This window comes from Rhizobium sp. R711, from assembly GCF_002211365.1.
Lineage (GTDB): Bacteria > Pseudomonadota > Alphaproteobacteria > Rhizobiales > Rhizobiaceae > Rhizobium.
This window is the reverse complement of the sequence record NZ_LOKZ01000001.1, coordinates 952,036-973,014: the sequence shown is the minus strand read 5'-3', so window position 1 is coordinate 973,014 and position 20,979 is coordinate 952,036. Positions and strand designations below refer to the sequence as shown.

At 60.9% G+C, this 20,979-nt stretch carries 17 protein-coding genes, 1 tRNA gene and 1 pseudogene; 5 read left to right on the top strand and 14 right to left on the bottom strand.

The features are described 5' to 3' along the window. Window positions 1-8 precede the first annotated feature (8 nt). Window positions 9-401 (top strand): Co2+/Mg2+ efflux protein ApaG, encoded by a 393-nt coding sequence (gene apaG / locus ATY80_RS04705; RefSeq protein WP_088691262.1) that lies wholly within the window; start codon window positions 9-11, stop codon window positions 399-401. On the opposite strand, the gene ATY80_RS04700 is transcribed toward apaG, so the two are convergent. The 3 genes from ATY80_RS04700 to ATY80_RS04690 form a co-directional block, all read right to left on the bottom strand. Next, on the bottom strand, window positions 402-1,397 hold the full coding sequence (locus tag ATY80_RS04700) for an Hsp33 family molecular chaperone (protein ID WP_088691261.1): 996 nt from the start codon (window positions 1,395-1,397) through the stop codon (window positions 402-404). A gap of 92 nt (window positions 1,398-1,489) precedes the next feature. Beyond that, a complete protein-coding gene (gene argF / locus ATY80_RS04695; protein ID WP_088691260.1) occupies window positions 1,490-2,407 on the bottom strand; it encodes an ornithine carbamoyltransferase in 918 nt (305 codons plus the stop codon). Between the two features lie 42 nt (window positions 2,408-2,449). Next, complete coding sequence (locus ATY80_RS04690; RefSeq protein ID WP_088691259.1) at window positions 2,450-3,646, bottom strand: aspartate aminotransferase family protein; 1,197 nt, start codon at window positions 3,644-3,646, stop codon at window positions 2,450-2,452. Between the two features lie 428 nt (window positions 3,647-4,074). Here ATY80_RS04690 and ATY80_RS04685 point away from each other — a divergent pair, with 428 nt between their 5' ends. Continuing rightward, window positions 4,075-4,608, top strand: coding sequence for a GcrA family cell cycle regulator (locus ATY80_RS04685; protein WP_088691258.1), 534 nt, complete (start codon window positions 4,075-4,077; stop codon window positions 4,606-4,608). A 98-nt stretch (window positions 4,609-4,706) separates the two neighbouring features. Here ATY80_RS04685 and phoB read toward each other — a convergent pair whose 3' ends face one another. The 7 genes from phoB to phoR all read right to left on the bottom strand — a co-directional run bounded on the left by phoB (window position 4,707) and on the right by phoR (window position 12,513). Beyond that, window positions 4,707-5,390, bottom strand: a complete 684-nt coding sequence (gene phoB, locus ATY80_RS04680) for a phosphate regulon transcriptional regulator PhoB (RefSeq protein ID WP_016552616.1) — start codon at window positions 5,388-5,390, stop codon at window positions 4,707-4,709. A 36-nt stretch (window positions 5,391-5,426) separates the two neighbouring features. Beyond that, complete coding sequence (gene phoU / locus ATY80_RS04675) at window positions 5,427-6,140, bottom strand: phosphate signaling complex protein PhoU (RefSeq protein ID WP_007796220.1); 714 nt, start codon at window positions 6,138-6,140, stop codon at window positions 5,427-5,429. A 43-nt stretch (window positions 6,141-6,183) separates the two neighbouring features. Next, window positions 6,184-6,999: a phosphate ABC transporter ATP-binding protein PstB gene (gene pstB / locus ATY80_RS04670; RefSeq protein WP_088691257.1), complete on the bottom strand. Its 816-nt coding sequence runs from the start codon at window positions 6,997-6,999 to the stop codon at window positions 6,184-6,186. A 14-nt stretch (window positions 7,000-7,013) separates the two neighbouring features. Further along, window positions 7,014-8,336 carry a phosphate ABC transporter permease PstA gene (gene pstA / locus ATY80_RS04665; RefSeq protein WP_088691256.1) on the bottom strand — a complete coding sequence of 441 codons (1,323 nt, stop codon included), beginning with the start codon at window positions 8,334-8,336 and terminating at the stop codon, window positions 7,014-7,016. Further along, window positions 8,333-9,814, bottom strand: coding sequence for a phosphate ABC transporter permease subunit PstC (gene pstC / locus ATY80_RS04660; RefSeq protein ID WP_088691255.1), 1,482 nt, complete (start codon window positions 9,812-9,814; stop codon window positions 8,333-8,335). Before pstC ends, pstA begins: the two co-directional genes overlap by 4 nt. A gap of 149 nt (window positions 9,815-9,963) precedes the next feature. Next, window positions 9,964-10,998, bottom strand: a complete 1,035-nt coding sequence (locus ATY80_RS04655; protein WP_088691254.1) for a substrate-binding domain-containing protein — start codon at window positions 10,996-10,998, stop codon at window positions 9,964-9,966. Between the two features lie 195 nt (window positions 10,999-11,193). Further along, on the bottom strand, window positions 11,194-12,513 hold the full coding sequence (gene phoR / locus ATY80_RS04650; protein ID WP_088691253.1) for a phosphate regulon sensor histidine kinase PhoR: 1,320 nt from the start codon (window positions 12,511-12,513) through the stop codon (window positions 11,194-11,196). 142 nt (window positions 12,514-12,655) lie between these two features. Between phoR and ppk2 the strand changes: the two genes are divergently transcribed. Next, a complete protein-coding gene (gene ppk2 / locus ATY80_RS04645; protein WP_088691252.1) occupies window positions 12,656-13,537 on the top strand; it encodes a polyphosphate kinase 2 in 882 nt (293 codons plus the stop codon). Between the two features lies 1 nt (window position 13,538). Here the strand turns inward: ppk2 and ATY80_RS04640 are convergent, their stop codons facing one another. Next, window positions 13,539-14,729, bottom strand: a complete 1,191-nt coding sequence (locus ATY80_RS04640) for a hypothetical protein (RefSeq protein WP_088691251.1) — start codon at window positions 14,727-14,729, stop codon at window positions 13,539-13,541. Window positions 14,730-14,983: 254 nt separating this feature from the next. Here ATY80_RS04640 and ATY80_RS04635 point away from each other — a divergent pair, with 254 nt between their 5' ends. Next, window positions 14,984-15,943 (top strand): nitronate monooxygenase family protein, encoded by a 960-nt coding sequence (locus ATY80_RS04635; RefSeq protein ID WP_088691250.1) that lies wholly within the window; start codon window positions 14,984-14,986, stop codon window positions 15,941-15,943. Between the two features lie 128 nt (window positions 15,944-16,071). After that, a tRNA-Thr gene (locus ATY80_RS04630) sits at window positions 16,072-16,147 on the top strand. Window positions 16,148-16,153: 6 nt separating this feature from the next. Here ATY80_RS04630 and ATY80_RS04625 read toward each other — a convergent pair. From ATY80_RS04625 to ATY80_RS28525, 3 genes and pseudogenes are all read right to left on the bottom strand, one after another. Further along, window positions 16,154-16,981 (bottom strand): DUF6118 family protein, encoded by an 828-nt coding sequence (locus ATY80_RS04625; RefSeq protein ID WP_189637082.1) that lies wholly within the window; start codon window positions 16,979-16,981, stop codon window positions 16,154-16,156. A gap of 10 nt (window positions 16,982-16,991) precedes the next feature. Continuing rightward, complete coding sequence (gene traA / locus ATY80_RS04620) at window positions 16,992-20,546, bottom strand: Ti-type conjugative transfer relaxase TraA (RefSeq protein ID WP_280950664.1); 3,555 nt, start codon at window positions 20,544-20,546, stop codon at window positions 16,992-16,994. Continuing rightward, a pseudogene (locus tag ATY80_RS28525) lies at window positions 20,543-20,802 on the bottom strand (LysR family transcriptional regulator); the annotation flags it as partial. The pseudogene ATY80_RS28525 and the gene traA, both read right to left, overlap by 4 nt. Between the last annotated feature and the right edge of the window lie 177 nt (window positions 20,803-20,979).

Below are 20,979 nucleotides of genomic sequence, written 5' to 3'. Positions count from 1 at the left end.
GTGTAGGCATGTACCGCGCCCTTACACGAGACATTGAAGTCGTTGTCGAACCCTTTTATCTGGAGGAGCAATCCGATCCGGACGACGATCGCTATGTCTGGGGCTACAAGATCGTCATCAGCAATAATTCCGACAAGACCGTGCGGCTGATGAACCGTTATTGGAATATCACCGACCAGAACGGGATCGTCGACGAGGTCACGGGCGCCGGGGTTGTTGGTGAACAGCCGCGGCTCGCGCCGGGCGATACCTATGAGTATTCCTCGGGCTGCCCGCTGGATACGCCATCTGGGCTGATGTTCGGCCACTATCAGATGGAAACCGATGAAGGCGAGCTTTTCAATGTCGAAATACCCGCCTTCTCGCTGGATTCGCCAGGGCTACTCAGAGTCCTGAACTGATCACTCGGCAGCCTCCGCCACCTCTTCCACTTCGAAGCGATAGGTCGTCGAGCAAAATTCGCAGGTGACCGAAATTGTGCCGTCTTCCTGGCTGGCATCAATTTCTTCTGCCGAGAACCCCTTCAGAACGCCCTTGATCTTCTCGCGGGAACAGCTGCAACGATCGAAGACCTCGCGCGGTTCGTAGACGCGAACGCCGCGCTCGTGGAACAGCCGGTAAAGCAGCCGCTCGGTGCCGACCTGCGGATCCGTCAATTCGTCGGCATCGATCGTGTCGACGAGGGAGCGGGCTTCAGCCCAGGCATCGTCTTCCTTGTGGGAGCTGCCAGCCGTGTCGCCATCGCCGCCGTGAAGATCCGGCTGGCGCATGCGCTCCGGCGCTTCCGGCAGGAACTGGGCAACAAGCCCCCCTGCCCGCCAGCGGTGACGCGGCTTGCCGGCCTCGTCGCGGTCGAAGAGTTCGGCTGCGGCAAGACGTACGCGCGTCGGGATCTGCTCCGATTGGCGGAAATAGGTGCCGGCAATCTCCTCCAGCGTCGCCCCATCGAGCGCAACAATGCCCTGGTAGGGTTGGCTGAATTTGCCCTGATCGATCGTAAAGGCCAGCATGCCCTTGCCGAGCAGCTGTTCAGGTTCAACCTGTCCGGCGGCAACGGCCTTGTCGAGGAGGCCGTGATTGAAGCGAGCGTAGGCCCGCACGTTCTCCGGCGTCGAGAAATCGCAAACCAGCAGGTCGACCGGGCCATCGCCCTTGGTCTGCACCGTGAACTTTCCTTCAAATTTCAGCGACGTGCCGAGCAGCACCGTCAACACGACGACTTCAGCAAGAAGCCGCGCGACAGGCGCAGGATAGCGATGACGCTCAAGAATCGCGTCCAGCATCGGGCCGAGCTGGACAGCGCGACCGCGCACGTCCAGGCCTTCCACCTGAAAAGGAACGACATGATCATCGCCGGCGAAATTGAATTCGCCGAGGGTGGCTGCAGGTTCTGCCATGGTCTTCTCCTAGTCTGAGAGCGGCGGACAAGAGTGTCCATCCGCTCGCACGGCCACTGGCCCTTCGGGCCCGATGTGGCGTCCAGTATGGTTCAGATCGCGCCCAGGCACCAAGCAAGAATCGACTTCTGTGCATGAAGACGGTTTTCCGCTTCATCGAAGACCACGGATTGCGGGCCGTCGATCACCTCGTCCGTGACTTCCTCACCACGATGGGCGGGCAGGCAATGCATGAACAATGCATCCTTGTCGGCCTGCGCCATCAAAGCCGCGTTGACCTGATAAGGCTGGAAGACGTTGTGACCCCGGGCCCGATGTTCCTGATTCATGGAGACCCAGGTATCGGTCACCACGCAATCGACGCCGGCGACCGCACGGTCTGCATCATGGCAAAGCATGATTTCGGCGCCCTCATCGCGGGCCCAGTTCAAATAGTGATCCTTCGGCTCAGAACCAAGGGGGACCGCCATATTCATGCGATAGCCGAAACGCGCAGCTCCTTCGACAAGCGAATGCAGCACGTTGTTGCCGTCGCCGGTCCAGGCGATCGTCTTGCCCTTGATCGGACCGCGATGCTCCTCGAAGGTCATGATGTCAGCCATGATCTGGCAGGGATGGGTATCATCAGTCAGCGCATTGATAACGGGAACCGTTGCATGCTCGGCAAGCTCCAGCATGCGGGCATGATCGGTCGTGCGGATCATGATCGCATCGACATAGCGCGACAGCACCTTTGCCGTATCGCCGATCGTCTCGGCACGGCCGAGCTGCATCTCGGTGCCCGACAGGAACAGCGTCTCGCCGCCGAGCTGGCGCATGCCGACGTCGAAGGAGACGCGGGTACGGGTCGAGGGCTTTTCGAAGATCATCGCCAGCATCTTGCCGGCGAGCGGCTTATCGCCCTGCCCGGCCTTGAAGGCCTGCTTGCGTGACATTGCGTCATTCATGATGAGCCGCAGGTCGGATGCCGTGACGGCGGAGAGATCGAGGAAGTGTTTTGGGGAAGCCATTGTCTTTACCTATCACGCCCGCCTTGCGACAGGCACTGTCCATTAAGCCGTCTTTTTGAGCTTTGAAGCACGCACGCTTTCGGCGGCGCGTTCGAGGCGGGCAAGGCCCTCGCGGGCTTCGTCGGCTGTGACGACCAGGGGCGGCAGAAGACGAATGACGTTGTCACCGGCAGGCACACCGAGCAGGTGAGCGTCACGGATCGCCTGCAGCAACTCGGAGGACGGCACGGCAGCCTTGACGCCAAGCAGCAGCCCCTCGCCTCTGATGTCCTCGATGATATCAGGATAGCGATCCTTGAGCGAGGCCAGCCCCTGGCGGAAGACCAGCGAGACGTCGCGCACCTGCTGCAGGAAGCCTTCCGCGAGGATCACGTCGAGCACGGCGCCGCCCACAGCCATGGCAAGCGGATTGCCGCCATAGGTGGAGCCATGCGTGCCAGCCTTCATGCCGGAAGCGGCCTCTGCCGTCGCAAGGCAGGCGCCGAGCGGGAAGCCACCGCCGATACCCTTGGCCACTGCCATGATGTCGGGAGTGGCGCCGGACCACTCGTGCGCAAAGAGCTTGCCCGTACGGCCCACACCCGTTTGCACTTCGTCGAAGATCAGCAGCAGGCCGTTTTCGTCGCAGATTGCGCGGAGCGCCTTCAGAAACTCGTTGGTCGCCGGGCGAACGCCGCCTTCTCCCTGAATAGGCTCGATGAGGATAGCGGCCGTCTCGCTTGTGATAGCGGCGCGCACGGCATCGAGATCGCCGAACGGAACCTGATCGAAGCCAGGAGCCTTGGGACCGAAGCCTTCGAGATATTTCTCCTGGCCGCCGGCAGCGATCGTCGCCAGCGTGCGGCCATGGAAGGCACCTTCGAAGGTGATGATGTGGAACCGCTCGGGATGCCCCTTTGAAAACTGGTAGCGGCGCGCGGTCTTGATCGCGCATTCCAGAGCTTCCGCGCCGGAGTTCGTGAAGAACACCTTATCGGCGAACGTCGCCTCGGTGAGCCGCTTCGCGAGCGTTTCCTGGCCAGGAATCTCGTAGATATTGGACAGGTGCCAGACCTTGTCGGCCTGCTCCTTCAGCGCGCCCACCACATGCGGATGGCCGTGGCCGACGGAAGTCACGGCAACGCCTGCGCCGAAATCAAGATATCGCTCGCCCGCTTCGGTGATCAGCCACACGCCTTCTCCTCGCTCGAACCGCAGCGGGGCACGAGAGTAGGTGTCGTAAAGCGCGGCTTCAGCCATGGCGCGATCTCCTGTCAATAACCATCAGCGGGCGGACTCCGGCTAAGGAACGCAGTGTCCGGAAATTAAAAATGCCGCCTTTCGGCGGCAAGCAGCACTATTTACTTTTCGCACTGCAATGTCAACAAAACTGAGGTTTTCCAGCACGCGTCAAGCTGCCATCCGAAGGCGGCAGACCTATCAACAACTAATGTTGCAAAAATGACTCTCACACCCAGCAAGTTGGGGAAAACTTGAAATTCGATTCGCCGAGATTCAACCGACTCTTGTCACGGAGTCAGCCTCACACTAGGTTAAAACTCAATTACTAGACTGCATGCGGCGGAACTAGTCACCAAAATCGAGCAGGCGTTTCTTGCCTTGGATACGTCCAGGGCAACGGTGAAGGATTCTGCCTACACCAACGCTAATAAGGCGGAGACAGGGGCATGAACTGGACAGACGAGCGCGTTGAAAAACTGAAGAAGCTGTGGTCCGAAGGGCTTAGCGCCAGCCAGATCGCGGCACAACTTGGCGGTGTAAGCCGTAACGCTGTCATTGGCAAAGTCCACCGTTTGAGTTTGCCTGGCCGCGCCAAGGCCGGGGGCACGACAACGACTGTCAGAACGCCCAAGCGCACGACATCCGCGCCCCGCGCTCCGAACTATGCGTCTCGCGTCGCCACACGCACCGTCACCCGCCAGCAGGGTGCGACCATGCTCAAGGAAGAAATCGAGATCGATGCGATCGAGGAAGTCCGGTATCGTCCGGCCGCAAACGTCGTCGTTCCGATTTCGCGCCGCCTCGGCCTGACTGAACTGACCGAACGCACCTGCAAGTGGCCGGTCGGCGACCCGCTGAAAGATGATTTCCACTTCTGCGGCTGCGAGTCTCCGGACAACTCCCCCTATTGCACGTATCATCAACGCATGGCCTATCAGCCGGTGAACGAGCGCCGCAAGGCTGCCAACCGGGTCGCTTGACCCGGAAGCCGGATAAGGACCAAAGAAAACGGGCCCTCGCGGGCCCGTTTTTCGTTTGTGAAATTTTATGAAAGTCGCGCTGGCTTTCCGGGGAAAGCTTAGGCTTCCATGGAATAGCCGGCGCCGCGAACGGTGCGGATGACGTCCTGCATGTTAGAGAAGTTCAGTGCCTTGCGCAAACGACCGACATGGACGTCTACAGTACGCTCATCGACGTAGATGTCGTGACCCCAGACGCCGTCAAGCAATTGCGAGCGCGAGAAGACGCGGCCAGGGGACGCCATGAGGAATTCGAGGAGCCGGAACTCGGTCGGACCGAGGCGGACTTCGCGGCTCTTGCGATGAACGCGATGCGTCTCGCGGTCGAGCTCGATATCGCCGCACTTTAGTAGCGTGGAGAGCACTTCCGGCTTGGCACGGCGAAGCATCGCCTTGACGCGAGCAACCAGCTCCGGTGTCGAAAACGGCTTGACGACGTAATCGTCGGCACCGGTGGAGAGGCCGCGAACACGTTCGCTTTCCTCGCCGCGGGCCGTCAACATGATGATCGGCAGGCGCTCGGTCTCCGGCCGCATACGCAGGCGACGGCAGAGCTCGATGCCAGATACGCCAGGCAGCATCCAATCGAGGATCAGGATGTCTGGCGTCCGTTCCTGCAACCGAATCTCGGCTTCGTCGCCGCGCAGGATGGTATCGACCTCGAAACCTTCAGCCTCAAGGTTATAGCGAAGAAGCACGCTCAGTGCTTCTTCGTCTTCAACGACAGCTACTTTTGGGATCATTCGTTTCGGTCTCCTGGGGGCGCGGTCGCGGAGCGATTATTCAGTGACTGCGCCGACGGTGTTGGCGGTATCGTCCTTCGGACGTTCGCCTTCCGGCTGGGCACCGGTGGCCATGTAGTAGATGGTTTCGGCAATATTGGTGGCGTGGTCGCCGATGCGCTCGATGTTCTTGGCGCAGAACAGGAGATGCGTGCAGCTGGTGATGTTGCGCGGATCTTCCATCATATAGGTGAGCATCTCGCGAAACAGCGAGGTGTACATCGCGTCGATTTCCTCGTCGCGCTCACGGATCGACTTTGCCTTGTCAGCAGCGCGGCTCGTGTAGACGTCGAGCACTTCCTTGAGCTGGACCAGCGCGAGCTCCGAGAGGTGCTCGAGGCCGCGTGCGAGCTTGCGCGGCACGCCGGCGCTCTGGACAGCAATAACGCGCTTGGCAGTGTTCTTGCCAAGATCGCCGACGCGCTCCAGGTCCGCCGCGATGCGGATGGAGCCCATGATCTCACGAAGGTCGGCTGCCATCGGCTGGCGGCGCGCAATCGTGACGATCGCCTTGTCACCGATCTCGCGTTCGGCGTGGTCAAGGATCACGTCGTCGGAGATGACCTTCTGGGCGAGAGCCGTGTCGCCGTTGACGAGGGCGCGAACGGCATCCGAGACCATCTGCTCGGCCAAACCGCCCATTTCCGAAATGCGGCGGGACAGGAACTTCAAATCATCGTCGTACGCGGAAAAGATATGTGTCGATGCCATAGGGCTCATCCTTGAATATCGTGAGTGCTACCAAAGCGACCGATCAACCGAAGCGGCCCATGATGTAGTCCTGGGTGCGCGGGTCGTCCGGGTTGGTGAACATCTTGTCGGTATCATTCTCCTCGACGAGGTTGCCGAGGTGGAACATGGCGGTGCGTTGCGAAACGCGGGCGGCCTGCTGCATCGAGTGCGTCACGATGACGATCGTGTAGTTCTCGCGGAGTTCGTGGATCAGTTCCTCGACCTTTGCCGTGGCGATCGGATCGAGTGCCGAGCACGGCTCGTCCATCAGGATCACTTCCGGGCTGACGGCAACAGCGCGGGCGATGCAGAGGCGCTGCTGCTGACCACCGGAAAGTCCAGTGCCGGCTTCATGAACGCGATCTTTCACCTCGTTCCACAGACCGGCGCGCTGTAGGCTGAGCTCGACGATTTGGTCCATGTCGGCCTTCGACCTGGCGAGACCGTGGATACGCGGACCGTAGGCCACATTTTCGTAGATCGTCTTCGGGAACGGATTTGGCTTCTGGAACACCATGCCGACCCGGGCACGGAGTTCCACCACGTCAATATCCGGATCGTAGATATCTTCGCCGTCGAGCGTGATCTTGCCGGTCACGCGGCAATTGTCGATCGTGTCATTCATACGGTTCAGGCTGCGCAGGAACGTGGACTTGCCACAGCCCGATGGTCCGATGAGGGCCGTCACAGTGTTTTCGCGGATGTTCAGCTTCACATCGAAAAGCGCGCGCTTCTCGCCGTAATAAACCGAGACGTCCTGGCCGATCATCTTGTAGGGAATGGTATTCATCTTCTGATCAACCGCTTTCTCAACTGCTGCTTCCGTCAACATGTTCATAATGTCTACTCCGTTTACCAGCGGCGCTCAAAGCGACGACGCAAGAGAATGGCTCCGAAGTTCATGACAATCAGGAACAGGAGCAGGACGATGATGGCACCCGACGTGCGCTCGACGAAGGCGCGCTCGGCTTCGTTGGCCCACATATAGACCTGCACAGGCAGGGCCGTCGAAGGCTCCATCGGCGTTGCCGGAGCGTTTGCAACGAAGGCGACCATGCCGATCAGGAGGAGCGGCGCGGTCTCGCCGAGCGCGTGCGCCAGGCCGATAATGGTGCCGGTCAGGATGCCGGGCATCGCCAGCGGCAGCACGTGGTGGAAAACCATCTGCATCTTGGAGGCGCCGAGGCCTAGGGCAGCCGCCCGGATCGACGGCGGCACGGCGCGAAGCGCTGCGCGAGTGGCGATGATGATCGTCGGCAAGGTCATCAGCGTCAGCACGAGACCGCCGACCAGAGACGCCGAGCGCGGCAGGCCTGCGAAGTTGATGAAGACGGCTAGACCCAGCAGGCCGTAGACGATCGAGGGAACGGCTGCAAGATTGTTGATGTTCACCTCGATCAGGTCCGTAAGCTTGTTCTTCGGGGCGAACTCTTCAAGGTAAATCGACGCGGCAACGCCGATCGGCAGCGCGAGAACGAGCACGATCAGCATCAGGTAGAGCGAGCCAATCAGCGCGACGCCGAGGCCCGCGGCCTCAGGACGGCTGGAGTTGCCGTTGACGAAAAGGCCGGTGTTGAACTTCTTGTGCAGGGCGCCGCTCTCGGCCAGCTGGTTCATCCAGCCAACCTGCTTATCGTTCACCTTGCGGTTCTTTTCGTCGACCTTGAGGTCGATCTGACCCTTGTTGGCAGAGTCGATGTTGGCGTCGGCAAGCAGCGTTACATTGACGGTCTTGCCGATCAACGACGGATCAGCAACGACCATGTCACGCAACTGGATCGGCGCACCCTTGGAAACCATCGCGGTCGCGTCACGGACATCCGGACGGCTCGACGCATTGAGGTTCAGTGCCTTGATCATCGCGTCGCGGATGAGAACCGGGTAGTTCGCAGCGACCAGAACGGACGGGTCAGCCGCTCGCTTGTTGTTCGGATCAAGTACCTTCTCGCTGAATTCGATCGGCAACGTGATCGCCGTCTGCTGAAAGGCCGTATAGCCCTTGCTGATGATGCTCGTCAGCAGGATCGCCAGGAAGATCAGGCCAAAGGAAATCGCGGCTATGCCATAGGCACGGAACCGGCGTTCAGCGGCATAGCGGCGCTTCAGGCCGATATCACGACGTTCAGGCGCCTTCGAAACGACAACGCCCTGAACCGGAGAAACAATATCCGTCATTCGTACTGCTCCCGGTATTTGCGCACGATGTAGAGCGCGTAGATGTTGAGGCAAAGCGTGATGCAAAACAGCGTGATGCCAAGGGCGAAGGCGACCAGCGTCTGCGGCGAGGTGAACTCGAGGTCGCCGGTCAGCTGGTTGACGATCTTGACCGTCACTGTCGTCATCGGCTCGAACGGATTGAGCTGGATGCGCGCCGCAACGCCCGCCGCCAATACGACGATCATGGTTTCGCCGATGGCTCGCGATGCGGTCATCAAAAGCGCACCGACGATGCCGGGCAGCGCTGCGGGAAGCACGACCTTCTTGATCGTTTCCGAGCGCGTCGCGCCGAGACCGAGCGAACCATCGCGGAGTGCACGCGGCACGGCGGTGATGATGTCGTCCGACAGCGACGAAACGTATGGGATCAGCATGATGCCCATGACGATACCCGCCGTCAGGACGCTCTGCGCCTGAATGAAGTTCGTATAGTTGCCGGAGAGCAGGCCGCTCACCTGCGAAGACAGGTCGCGCAGGAACGGGCCGACGGTGACAAGAGCGAAGAAGCCGTAAACGATCGTTGGAATGCCAGCGAGGACTTCGAGCAGCGGCTTGGCGATCGACCGGACCCTGGGAGCAGCGTACTCGGCCATGTAGATTGCCGCGAAGAGGCCGACGGGCACCGCGACCAGCATTGCGACAAAGCCGATATAGAGCGTGCCGAGCAACAGCGGGATCAGGCCGAACTGCCCGAAGGACGAGCTGCCAGCGCCGGCAAAGCGCGGATCCCACACCGTTCCGAAGAAGAAGTCTGCGGCAGGAACGGCCGCGAAGAAGTGGGCTGCCTCCGTCAGCATCGACAGAACGATACCGATCGTCGTCAGGATGGCGATCGACGATGCCAACAGGAGACCCCAGAGCATGACGCGCTCGACGCGGTTTCGTGCCCGGAACCGCGGCGCGACTTCCCGGAGCGCGTAGAATGCGCCGGCTACCGCAAGAACGAGAACGATCGCCGTCATCACGAGGCGGCTGGAGCCGGATTCGGCATTCAGCTTCTGTGCTGCCACGATCATGTAGGGCTGCGGTTGACCGGCGAGCGGAACGCCCTTCGAAGCAAGCTTTGCCTGGAGGCCTGCCGGATCGCTGGCAGCGCCGATGATCTCATCGGCAGTGAGCATCGGCAGGCCACGCGCGATCGCGCTGACCATACCGTAGTTCAAATTCTGCTGCGCAGTAGGCTGCGCTTTGATTTCATCCGGGAAAGCGCCGCGTACCGAGGATTCAATGATGGAAGGGCTGATCGCCAGCCAGGCGCAAAGCACGATCAGGGCCGGCAAGATCGCCCAGATGGCGGCATAGGCACCATAGTAGCCCGGTCGTGAATGCAGCGCAGAGGACTTGCCTCCAACAAGTGCCGTAGCGCGGCTGCGGGCTGCCAGAAAGGCAACGGCGCCCAACACCACGAGGCACAGGAGTATGACGGATGTACTCATTCGTAAGGTCCCCAGGCCCTCTGACCTCAAAAGCGGAAACGGCAGGCGGACCGATCCGGCTCCCAATCATGGAGAATTTCAAATGCCCTCCGCGATGGCGCAGACAAGGCAATGCGGCGCGATCATCAAGATCGCGCCGGCAAAGGTCATTACATGGTCTTGCCGTCTTCAACGCTCTTGCGGATCGCGTCGCGCTCTGCATCCGGAGCAGCGACGAGGCCGTATTCAGCGAGCGGGCCGTCGGGGCCGATCATCTGGTCGGAAACGAAGAAGTTGACGTATTCCTTCAGGCCCGGGATGACGCCGAGGTGTGCCTTCTTGACGTAGAAGAACAGCGGACGGGAAACGGGGTACGTGCCGTTCGAGATGGTCTCGGTCGACGGAACGATACCGTTGACGGTCGCAACCTTTAGCTTGTCGGCGTTGTTTTCATAGAAGGACAGGCCGAAGACGCCAACGCCAGTCTTGTTGGCAGCGATGCGTGCCAGCGTTTCCGGATAGTCGCCGTCGATGTCGACAGCAGCGCCGTCCTTGCGAACTGCGACGCAAGCCTTGGTCTGAGCAGCAGCGTCAGAGATCGAAGCCTTGATGACGTCGAGAGCGCCGGAAGCCTTGCAGCCTGCTGCGAGAACGTTCTGTTCGAAGACTTCGCGCGTGCCGTGCTTTTCGCCCGGGATGTAGGCAGCAATGTCAACAGCCGGGAGCTTCGGGTTGACTTCCGACCACTTCTTGTACGGGTTGGCGACGAGCTTGCCGTCGACGACGACCTGAGCGGCCAGAGCCTTGTAGATGTCTGCCGGGACGTAGGCGACGTCCGGGTTGGAAGCGTCGGTAGCGAAGACGATACCGTCGTAGCCGATCTTGACTTCCTGGATGTCGGTTACGCCGGCTGCCTTGCAGGCTTCCAGTTCCTTGGCGTTGATCGGACGCGAAGCGTTAGCAACGTCGATGCTCTCCGGGCCGACGCCCTTGCAGAATTCCTTGAGGCCAGCGCCCGTGCCGCCGGATTCAACGACTGGCGTCTTGAAGTCCTTGAAGGTTTCGCCGAAGGTTTCGGCAACGATCTTGGCGTAAGGCAGGACGGTGGACGAGCCTGCAACCTGAACCTGGTCGCGAGCAACGGCCGCGCCAGCGAAAGCGGCGGAAGCGGCAAGTGCTGCGACCGTGAGTTTAAAAGCGTTCATAACAATCTCCCGGGCATATTGCGGTCTGAGTGCGGCCTGTGGCCGTCGGCGGTGCCGTCTTATCAGCGGCACGCTCTCTTTAGCCTCTGATGACTAGAGCTTTTATGTCAATTCGATGAAACATTTGTGACGGTCTATGTGTTTGAATTTATTCAACAAAACTATAACGCATCGGCAGACGTTTGCAGTTTTATGTCAAAACCGCACGGTGAAGCTCGTTCCCTTACCGACTTCCGACTTGACGATCAGGCGTGCGCGGTGACGCGTTAGGATGTGTTTGACGATAGCAAGGCCCAACCCGGTGCCCTTCTTCGAGCGGCTATCCTCAATACTCACGCGGTAAAATCGCTCCGTCAGGCGAGGCACATGTTCGGCTGGAATGCCCGGTCCCTTGTCGACCACGGTAACTTCCACCGGCTCTCCCTGACCGTTCTTCAGGAACACATCGACGGTCTTGCCCTCCTGTCCATACTTGCACGCATTTTCTATGAGGTTTTCAAAGACCTGAACTAGCTCATCGCGATCACCGAGCACCTCTGCCGTGCCTTGCGGAAGATGCAGCGCGATCTCGACCCCGACGTCATTTGCAAGCGGCACCAGCGAATCCCTAACATGCCCGAGCAAAGGAACGAGATCGACTTTTTCGTCCGGGGCGATATGCGACTTCAGTTCCAGCCTCGAAAGGGACAGCAGGTCATCGACGAGGCGGCTCATGCGGGTGGCCTGATCCAGCATGATGCCGAGAAACCGCTCCTGCGCCTTCGCGTCGCTCTTTGCCGGCCCCTGGATGGTCTCGATGAACCCGCGCAGCGACGCAAGCGGCGTGCGCAACTCGTGGCTGGCATTGGCGACAAAATCGGAGCGCATGCGGTCGATCCGGCGGACTTCGGAAATATCCCGGAAGGACAAGACGAAGAAGCGTTCGCCCGTTGCCTGTTGGTCGCTGAGCTCAACTGGCGCGCTTCGAACGACATAAACGCGTTCGGACGGCAGCCGTTCGGAGTGCTCGATCTGGTTCGGCGTGTTCGTGGCGATCGTTTCGCCGATCATGTCGAGAATGCCTGGAGAACGGAGGCGTGCCGAAATGTGCGCGCCGATGGACACCTCGCCAAACGCCTTTTCCGCCGCTCGGTTCTGATAGAGAACGGAGGCGTCACCGGAAAGGACCATGACCGGGATGTCCAACGCGGCCAACGTCGCGGAAACCTCCGGCAGGCGGCTGCGAAGGACTTCGACGTCTTCAGGAACCGGCTGCGGCGGCTCCTGACGAACAACCGGAACCGCGTGCCACAAGGCGGTGAGGATCACGATCAGCAGAAGACCGAGCACAGCCCACTTGTTCACGCCGGAAGCAAGAGCGATCAAGGCGATCAGTAAAGCCACGAGCAGGACGGGGCGTTCCTGGCGAATGCGCAAAAGCAGGCTTCGTGTCCATGGCGTTTTGTCTTCCAACTGCCCCTCGCGATCTCGGCTCGTATTTTTGTCTTCAAACTCTGCCTGATAGCGATGAATCATGACAGAAGTTTTCGACTGCAACCAGCGGAGGGAGACGGCGCAACAGGAACGCACAGGAATTTTCGCCATCTGCAAGATATTTGATTTTTAACGGGAAATATGGTCGCCTGTGCTCAACGAAACGCGGAGCGGGGAGAACGCCATGGCCGACGATGTCGAAAGCAGGGCCATTGAACTGGACATTGGCGGAAAGAAGCGCGTCTTCGATGTCGATAACCCCGTGCTGCCGGACTGGGTCGACGAAGCGGCTTTGCAATCAGGCGACTTTCCCTACAACAAGAAGCTCAAGGAAGAGGAATACCTTGAGGAACTGGAAAAGCTGCAGATCGAGCTAGTGAAGGTGCAGTTCTGGCTGCAAGCCACCGGCAAGCGCGTCATGGCGCTTTTCGAGGGACGAGATGCGGCGGGCAAGGGTGGTGCGATCGCCGCCTCATCGGCCCACATGAATCCTCGCCTTATCCGCGTGGTCGCCCTGACCAAGCCTACCGAGCGCGAAGCCGGACAATGGTATTTCCAGCGCTACATCGCACAATTTCCAACAGCAGGCGAGTTCGTGCTCTTCGACAGGTCCTGGTACAATCGTGCGGGTGTCGAGCCCGTAATGGGCTTCTGCACGCCCAAGCAATATGAGGATTTCCTGAACCAGGCGCCTCTGCTCGAGAGGGTCATCGCTCACGAGGGCATTTTCTTCTTCAAATTCTATCTCGACATCGGCAGGGAAATGCAGCTGAAGCGCTTCCACGATCGCCGCCACGATCCACTCAAGATCTGGAAGCTGTCGTCGATGGATATCGCGGCGCTGACAAAATGGGACGACTACAGCGAAAAGCGCGATCGGATGCTCGAGGAAACGCATACGAAATACGCGCCGTGGACAGTCATCCATGCCAATGACAAGCGCCGGGCCCGGCTGAACCTCATTCGTCATATGCTTAAGACGATGGATTACGACGGCAAGGACAGGGACGCGGTCGGCAAGCTCGACGAGAAGATCATCGGCTCAGGTCCCGATTTCCTGAAATAGCTTACTGTCCCGGCAGGATCCGCACGGCGTAGAGGTTGATGCCGCGCGCCTTGCCATCGACGTCGCTGTTGATCATCAGACTGCCGGCAGAGTTCGGCGCCAGCGATCGATCGAAGCGCACCTGGAGCAGCACATCAGACTTCTGCCGGGTAACAGTGAAGCGATGGCGAGCGCAGTCGCCGAGCGACTGGAAATCGCATTCCACCGTGATCTGGGTCGCCTCATCGGAGGTCGATTGCAGCGTGATCGCAATTGTCGAAGACTTGCCGGCCAGTTGCTGCAGCACATCGGCTGGAACGCTGATGGTGATGTTGCCATCACTGGCGTTGCTCTGCGAGATCAGGCGCACGGCTGGGCCATCGTTTTCGGCGACTTTCTGGATTTGAGATTTCGCGCCTGTCTTGATCTTATCCGCGTCAGACGGCTTGAAAACCTCGATCCAGTCAGCAGAAAACGAGTTCTGCGGATCGATCGTAACCGGTGCCGCATTGTCGCCTGCGGCAGCGCTCTCGTTGCCGTTGCCTTCGACGCCGTCGAAGTCTTCCGGCTGGGTGCTCGCCGGCGGATTGGCGACACTTGTATCCCGCTCAGCCGCGCTCTTCAGCAGGCCCGAAGAGTACACCCACCAGGCGCCCATGCCGATGAAGGCGAGAAGCACGCAGGCGACAAGCAGCCGGGAGAAGAACTTGCGCGGCTTACGACGAACCGCCGCACGCTCCGGCCGAAAGTCCATCTGGGCCGGCTTTCGCTCCGCTGCCGGCGCCTCAGCAGCCTGCGCGACGCCCAGATGATCACCGCTGCCAGCATGTACGCCGGCGAGGCTGGATCCGTCGTCAAAGCGCGAGTCCGTGACCGAATGCCCGCGGGTTTCACCGCCGATGGAAACGCTCGCCACGTCGTCCTCTGCCAAATGGCCAACAGGCTCCTGTATTTCCACCACCGGTGGAACGGGAACTTCCGGCGGCCCCTGCCGCGGATGAAGGCGCTCGCGCTCCTCCGCTTCGATCCTGTGGATCGTCGTCTCGAGCCGGTGACGGTGATAGGCAACCGCTTCCGTGTCGGTGATGTCCTGTTTGCGAAGACCAGCTTCGAGAGCCTGACGCGCGGACTGGTAAATCTTTGCACGGACTTCGGGATTGTCCCGATCGGCATTGCTGAGCGCCGTTCTGATAGCCGTTTCTAATCCACTCACGTCCGGTCCTTTATTCTGAGACTGGGCCAGTACTTAACAATTCGTAAATGCGGTAACCGCTGCTACGGCAAATCGCAAGCCTCGCTCGGCCTGCAGGTCGCATCGGCAGGGGATAACGCGGGGTTGCCGCAGGCCGTCCTATGTCCTTGCAAGAATAGCCTATATTTGTGGAATCGATAGAGCGAGCTTTTCCTCCGCCAAACTCTCTGCTATCACATTGACGTTTTCGTAAACGTCAATTCTCATGGTGTCCAATGGCCCTGCCCCCGATCCTGACCCGAAATCTCAGATTGCCGGTCGTCGCCTCGCCGCTCTTCATAATTTCGCACCCGGCGCTGACCCTGGCGCAGTGCAAGGCCGGGATCGTCGGCGCCTTTCCGGCGTTGAACGCGCGGCCGGAAAGCCAGCTCGACGAGTGGCTTGCCATGATCACCGAGGAACTAGCCGACTACAACTCCGCAAACCCTGGACGCCCGGCTGCCCCATTTGCCGTCAACCAGATCGTCCATATGTCGAACAAGCGGCTGGAGCATGACCTCAGGCTCTGCGTCAAATACAAGGTGCCTATTGTCATCTCGTCGCTCGGCGCCGTGCCGGAGGTGAACGCCGCCGTGCATTCCTACGGCGGGATCGTGCTTCACGACGTCATCAACAACCGTCATGCCAGCTCGGCCATCCGCAAGGGTGCCGACGGACTGATCGCCGTTGCGGCTGGCGCGGGGGGCCATGCCGGCACGCTTTCGCCCTTTGCCCTCGTCCAGGAAATCCGCGAGTGGTTCGACGGGCCGCTGCTGCTTGCCGGCGCGATTGCCAATGGCAGCGCCATCCTCGCGGCGCAGGCCATGGGAGCCGACATGGCCTATGTAGGCACTCCCTTCATCGCAACCGAGGAAGCCCGGGCCTCTGACGCCTACAAGCAGGCGATTGTCGACGGCATGGCGAACGACATCGTCTATTCCAACTATTTCACCGGCGTACACGGCAACTATCTCAAGCCGTCGGTCCGAGCCGTCGGCCTCGACCCCGACAACCTGCCGGTCGCCGATCCCTCGAAGATGGATTTCGAACAGGCCGTCAGCGGCGCCAAGGCCTGGAAGGACATCTGGGGCAGCGGACAAGGCATTGGCGCCATCAAGGCGATCGAACCGGTCGGGAGGCTCGTCGATCGGCTCGAGGCCGAATATACGGCCGCCCGGACGCGCCTGTCACTTTAGGGACTGGCCACGGATTTCCACAGCGCTTTTCTTTTTTGCCGAAGAGATGACAGGGCGCTTGAAATCTTCAAACAATGCCTGTATCAGCGCCATGCAAATCGCGGGCCGCATCGTTCGGCCGCAGGATTGCCGCTTTAGCTCAGTCGGTAGAGCACATCATTCGTAATGATGGGGTCACGTGTTCGAGTCACGTAAGCGGCACCATTCTTCTTAGGCACTTAAGGTGCCGAACGGCTTGCTTGGCGTACAGTAGTGAGAGGGGAATGCGTTAGACTGAGCCGATCGTAATACACGCCTGTCACTTCCTCTCCCCCCCGAAACACTGATCGTGCAGCGCTGATCGTTCTTCGCCCTGGCGGCAGCTTCGGCACAGGCGGCAAGCGCCTCTTGGTTGGCCCGCACGAGATTGCTGGCATCGACGAGATTCTGCCAATCGCGGGGATCTTTCGACCGCATGAGAGCGATCCCGGCATTCCAGCGATCGGCGTTCATGACGGTCGAGGCGACGCTGATATCGACGGAGCCGGGAAGCAGGCGCGGCGCAAACAGCGTCAACAGCACGCCAAGCATCAGGCCGGCCACAGCCGTGCCCAACATCCCCCAATCCTGCGTGCGGCGATCACGCGCGCTCTTGATATAGCCTTCGAGCACAGCCGAGACATGCTGGAGTTCGCGTCCTCTGGTCTCGATCATCCGCCCGACATTGTCCGAAACCCGGCTCCCGGCTGCCTCGATCGCACGAGCATAGTGATCCGCACCGTTGCGCAAGGCCGGTGATTTCTCGACCGCCTCGAGATGCTCGGCGACGGTCTGAAGCTGCTTTACGATCCGCCCGAGGTCAGGACCATAGTCGCTCGGCTGCTGGAATGTCTCGAATGTCTCGAAGGCCGCTTCGACACCCTTGCGGATGACGGTCATTTCGCCGCCAACCTCGCGGACCAGTTTTTCGACCGTCAGCCGCAGTGCATCGAAGGCCTGCGCCGGATCGCCGGCGTCACGCTCGTCCTCGGTTTCGTATCCGTCGCCCTGACCACTCATTCGGCAGCTCCTATCGTTCCGGCCCGAGATCGCGGCGTTCTGACAAACTCCGGTCAATGTCCCGGGCGAGGCTTTCATTCTGCCGCTCACGGCGGATGCCAAGATCCTGCGTCCGGTTTTGCAGGATGGATTCGACCTGCGGATCGCGCTCCAGGCTCTTCGCCATCCCGCGCATCTCATTCTCGATCTTCTGGCGAGCCTCGTCATGCTGCCGGCCGGAAAGCGCCTGGTGCTCACCCCGCAACTCCTGCCAACGTGCGACGAAACGATCAGCCCTGATATCGGGATCCGCCAGCGCGGCCCCTTCCCGCTTCATACCGGCGATGAGTTCACCGACACGCGTACGGCCCGACCGTTGCGTCATGGCGTTTTGAACCTCAGGATCATGCTGCAAGGCCGATCGCATCAGCTGATGTGATCCCGCCCGCGCCTGGTCGAGCCCAAGCCCGGCCTGCCGCAACTCTTGTCTATGGGCTTCCAGCATCGGCAGGCCCGCCTGCTGGTTTCGGTGGGCCGCCTCGAAGGCCCTGGCATAGCGGTTCACCGCCCGCTCGAACCCGGAAGGCTGCAAGCTCCCCGCTCTCTCACTGCGCTCAGGAACCTCCGGAGAGGCTTCCTGCGCCGGTTTCAGCTGCAGGCCATCGAACATGCCGCGACGCTGCGTCGCGGCATGCTCCGTCCGCTCCTGCAATGAATGAGCAGGATCCTCACGGGGAGGACCGGCCTTTGCGGCGGGAGCAAGGTCGATCTCACTCTCAGCGCCGAACCGCGCCGCAATGCCGCGCCGTTCGGCAAAGTTCCTGGTGTAATCGAGCGTCGTTTCCTTGACGCCGGAGCGGCTCAGCCGGTCTTCCAATTGCCGATAGGCGAGCGCCTCGGCACCATGCACCTTCCAGGCATTGCGCTTGGCCGTGCTGCCATCGGGAAGCCGCACCGTCTCCGAGCCGACATGCTCGAGGCCGACCGTGTCGCCGATCGCGGGCCGCAGCTTGGCCATCGCCCGTTCGAGATCCACGCCCCAGACCGTATGCTTCCTGCCAGCCTCGGTTTCCAGCGTCACGTAATAGCTGTCACGATTGCCAGGATTATTCTGATAAGGAGCCTTGCCGTGCGCGAGCAGGCGACCGGCGTTGCGGTCGACGAACTCTTGCCTGTCTGCATAAAGATGGACCCCGTCACGATGCCGGGTCATGGCCACGTAGGTCAGATGCCGGTCCATCGTCCGGGACGCCAGCACATAGGCACGATCCACGGTCGCGCCCTGGTTCTTGTGGATCGTCGTGGCATAGCCGTGATCGATCGCCCTGTAGTCGGCGGTCGGCACAACGATGTGGTCGCCCCGGCCGTCAAGTCTCGCGACGATCTGGCCGGTCTCGACGCTCTTGACCGTGCCGAGCATGCCGTTCCTGACGCCAAGCTCACGGTTGTTTTCCAGGAACGCGATCCGATCGCCCGGCGCAAAACTCCGCTTGCCGTCGTTGGTCGAATAGCTGATCTCGCGCCCGAGCTCCTGGCTCTCGACCGCGCCTCGTGCCAGCTCGCCGCGCTCCTGCAGGGTTGATCGGATCCTGGCGTTGATCGCCCGCACGTCGGCCCGACGATGCGCCATCGCAACCCGGGTTCCCTCCGGCCACCGGTTGCGATCAGCGAGATAGTCGCCCACCACTTCGGCAAGAGCATCGTCTTTCGTGTCGCTGAACCGGATGTCGCCGTGCTCACAGTAAGCAGCCAATCCTTCCGCCGTGCGGTGTGTTGCGAAGGCGACGGACGCCTCGCGCTGCCAGTCCTCGCGTTGGCGTCGGATTTCCGAAAGTTCGACGTGACCAATCTGCTCGGCAATCGCCCGGAACGGAGCGCCGGCTCCGATCGCCTGCAACTGCTCATGATCACCGACAAGGACGATCTTCGCACCGCGTGCCTCGACCTCCCCGATGAACCGCGCGAGCTGCCGGCTGCCAATCATCCCGGCCTCGTCAATCACCAACACGTCGCCACGGTTAAGCTGATTGCGTTCGGCCTGCCATCCATAGTCCCAGGACGCCAATGTCCGGCTGGCAATGCCGGACGATTCCTCCAGCCCCTCGGCCGCCTTCCCCGACAAAGCCGCGCCATGCACCCGATACCCCTGCGCTTCCCACGCCTCGCGCGCCGCCGCAAGCATGGTGGATTTGCCGGCACCGGCAAAGCCGACGACCACAGCGATCCGCTCCGCTCCGGTGATGTGCTCGATGGCACGACGCTGTTGTTCGGAAAGCCCAGCCTCCATCCGCTTCGCCTCGCCATCTTTGCCGTCTCGCTCCATTCCTGGGGAAACGGACGCCATCAGACTTGAGCGGATCGCCGCGTTCTGCCTGGCTATTGCCCGATCGACATGACGACGATCAACGCCATGGCCGCGGGTTTCTCCCAAAACTCTCGCCCGCCTGGCCATGGCGCTTTCGAGCGCGACCATCTCCCGCGTCGAATAGCGCGCCAGCTCGATCTCACCGGTTCCGTCGTCGATCCGCTCCGGCTGCAGCTCGACCAGCGCCGGCGACGCCATGACCGAGGCAAAGGCATTCTGGAATGCCTGAATATCGTCATTGATGTAGCGATGCAGCGTGCGCGCAACGTCATGCCGGTCGAAGACGCTCTTCTCGTTGGTGATCAGCGTCAGGACCTGTTCCGGCTTCTCCCGGATCAGATCGGCATTGCGCCGCGCCGCCGCCGCATCCAGCCGCGCCCGCGACACCGCCATCCCTTGCCGCTCCAGCTGCGTCGCATGCACGCCCATATGCTCGGTCGGTTCAATCTCGAGCCCATGTTCCTGATGCGAACGATGATCGATGCGGATATCCAGACCCGCCATCGCCAGATGCCGGTTGGCGTGCTGCTCGAAGGCCAGCCTGATATCGCCAAGCTGCATGTGCGATGTCGGCAGGTCGTTCGATAACAGCCACTTGTTCTCGCGCTCGATATAGGTCTTGGCGCCAAGACCCTCCTCGTTCACCTGCCGTGTCGTCATCAACAGATGCGCATGATGATTGCGCACGTCGCTCTGTTCGTGCGGCCTGTGAATGGCAAAATCCACCGCCGCGCCATAGCGGTCTGCGAGATCCTGCGCGAAGGCCCGTGTCAGCGCCAGCCGCTGGTCAACTGTTAGTTCATGCGGGAGCGCGATCTCGAATTCGCGGGCGACACGCGCATCCTTGCGTGGCTCGATCCGCTCGGCCGCGTTCCACAGCGCCGCTCGATCCCGCGCCCACATCGCATCGACACCGTCGGGCAGCACGATCTCGGCATGTGCCACACCCTGCTTGTTGGTAAAATCATGCGTGATCCCATCGGTCCAAAAGCCGGGCCTTGAGCGCCGGCCGGCACCCGCAAGGGCCGCAACGACAGTGGAGGACGGCAAAGCCGTTGCGGGCCGGCGCGGGCCCGGCAGGACCTCAAAGCCGGGCAGGACGCGAGGCGCGGGATCAGGGCGGATATTCGACGCGGTCAGGCAGGTGAGCAATCGGCGGCTCACGGCAGCACCGCGAAAGACCGAGCCGAACCCGCCGCCCGTACCGCCCGTCTCTGTCACCGCCCGAGCGCAAGCGACCTTGCGATGTCGATGATATTGTCCCGCGAGGCGGCCGGATCTTCTCGGTTCCAGGCAACAACCAGCCCGATCCGCAGTCGATGCCCTTCACCCGCTTCAGTGCAAAGGCGCGGTTGGGAAGATCACGCATCCATTCCGGCGCAAAGCCGATGCCAAGCCCAGCCGAGACCAGCGATCAGGTGTCGTCGCAGGAAAAGGCGATGATCTTTTAGTCGCGCAGATCGTCGATGCCGATCTCGTCGCACTGAGGACACAAAGCGCCTATTGCGCTGTTACATGCGAAGCGCGAGACGACGAACCTCACGCAGGCGGATTTTGCCTTGAACGTAGTAGATATCAGTCGTTTGCAGCCCGGTTAGAAAGTGGGCTACGCAGAGTCGACGTCGTGGAATTTTTGGAGCTATCGCAAATTCCT

What these genes read in the sequence shown, in the direction of transcription:
- apaG (WP_088691262.1), top strand. Translation starts at nt 9, where the DNA reads ATGTACCGCGCCCTTACACGAGACATTGAAGTCGTTGTCGAACCCTTT.
- ppk2 (WP_088691252.1), top strand. Translation starts at nt 12,656, where the DNA reads ATGGCCGACGATGTCGAAAGCAGGGCCATTGAACTGGACATTGGCGGA.
- ATY80_RS04655 (WP_088691254.1), bottom strand. Translation starts at nt 10,998, where the DNA reads ATGAACGCTTTTAAACTCACGGTCGCAGCACTTGCCGCTTCCGCCGCT.
- phoB (WP_016552616.1), bottom strand. Translation starts at nt 5,390, where the DNA reads ATGATCCCAAAAGTAGCTGTCGTTGAAGACGAAGAAGCACTGAGCGTG.
- ATY80_RS04635 (WP_088691250.1), top strand. Translation starts at nt 14,984, where the DNA reads ATGGCCCTGCCCCCGATCCTGACCCGAAATCTCAGATTGCCGGTCGTC.
- ATY80_RS04690 (WP_088691259.1), bottom strand. Translation starts at nt 3,646, where the DNA reads ATGGCTGAAGCCGCGCTTTACGACACCTACTCTCGTGCCCCGCTGCGG.
- phoU (WP_007796220.1), bottom strand. Translation starts at nt 6,140, where the DNA reads ATGGCATCGACACATATCTTTTCCGCGTACGACGATGATTTGAAGTTC.
- ATY80_RS04625 (WP_189637082.1), bottom strand. Translation starts at nt 16,981, where the DNA reads ATGAGTGGTCAGGGCGACGGATACGAAACCGAGGACGAGCGTGACGCC.
- argF (WP_088691260.1), bottom strand. Translation starts at nt 2,407, where the DNA reads ATGGCTTCCCCAAAACACTTCCTCGATCTCTCCGCCGTCACGGCATCC.
- pstC (WP_088691255.1), bottom strand. Translation starts at nt 9,814, where the DNA reads ATGAGTACATCCGTCATACTCCTGTGCCTCGTGGTGTTGGGCGCCGTT.
- pstA (WP_088691256.1), bottom strand. Translation starts at nt 8,336, where the DNA reads ATGACGGATATTGTTTCTCCGGTTCAGGGCGTTGTCGTTTCGAAGGCG.
- phoR (WP_088691253.1), bottom strand. Translation starts at nt 12,513, where the DNA reads ATGATTCATCGCTATCAGGCAGAGTTTGAAGACAAAAATACGAGCCGA.
- pstB (WP_088691257.1), bottom strand. Translation starts at nt 6,999, where the DNA reads ATGAACATGTTGACGGAAGCAGCAGTTGAGAAAGCGGTTGATCAGAAG.
- ATY80_RS04685 (WP_088691258.1), top strand. Translation starts at nt 4,075, where the DNA reads ATGAACTGGACAGACGAGCGCGTTGAAAAACTGAAGAAGCTGTGGTCC.
- ATY80_RS04700 (WP_088691261.1), bottom strand. Translation starts at nt 1,397, where the DNA reads ATGGCAGAACCTGCAGCCACCCTCGGCGAATTCAATTTCGCCGGCGAT.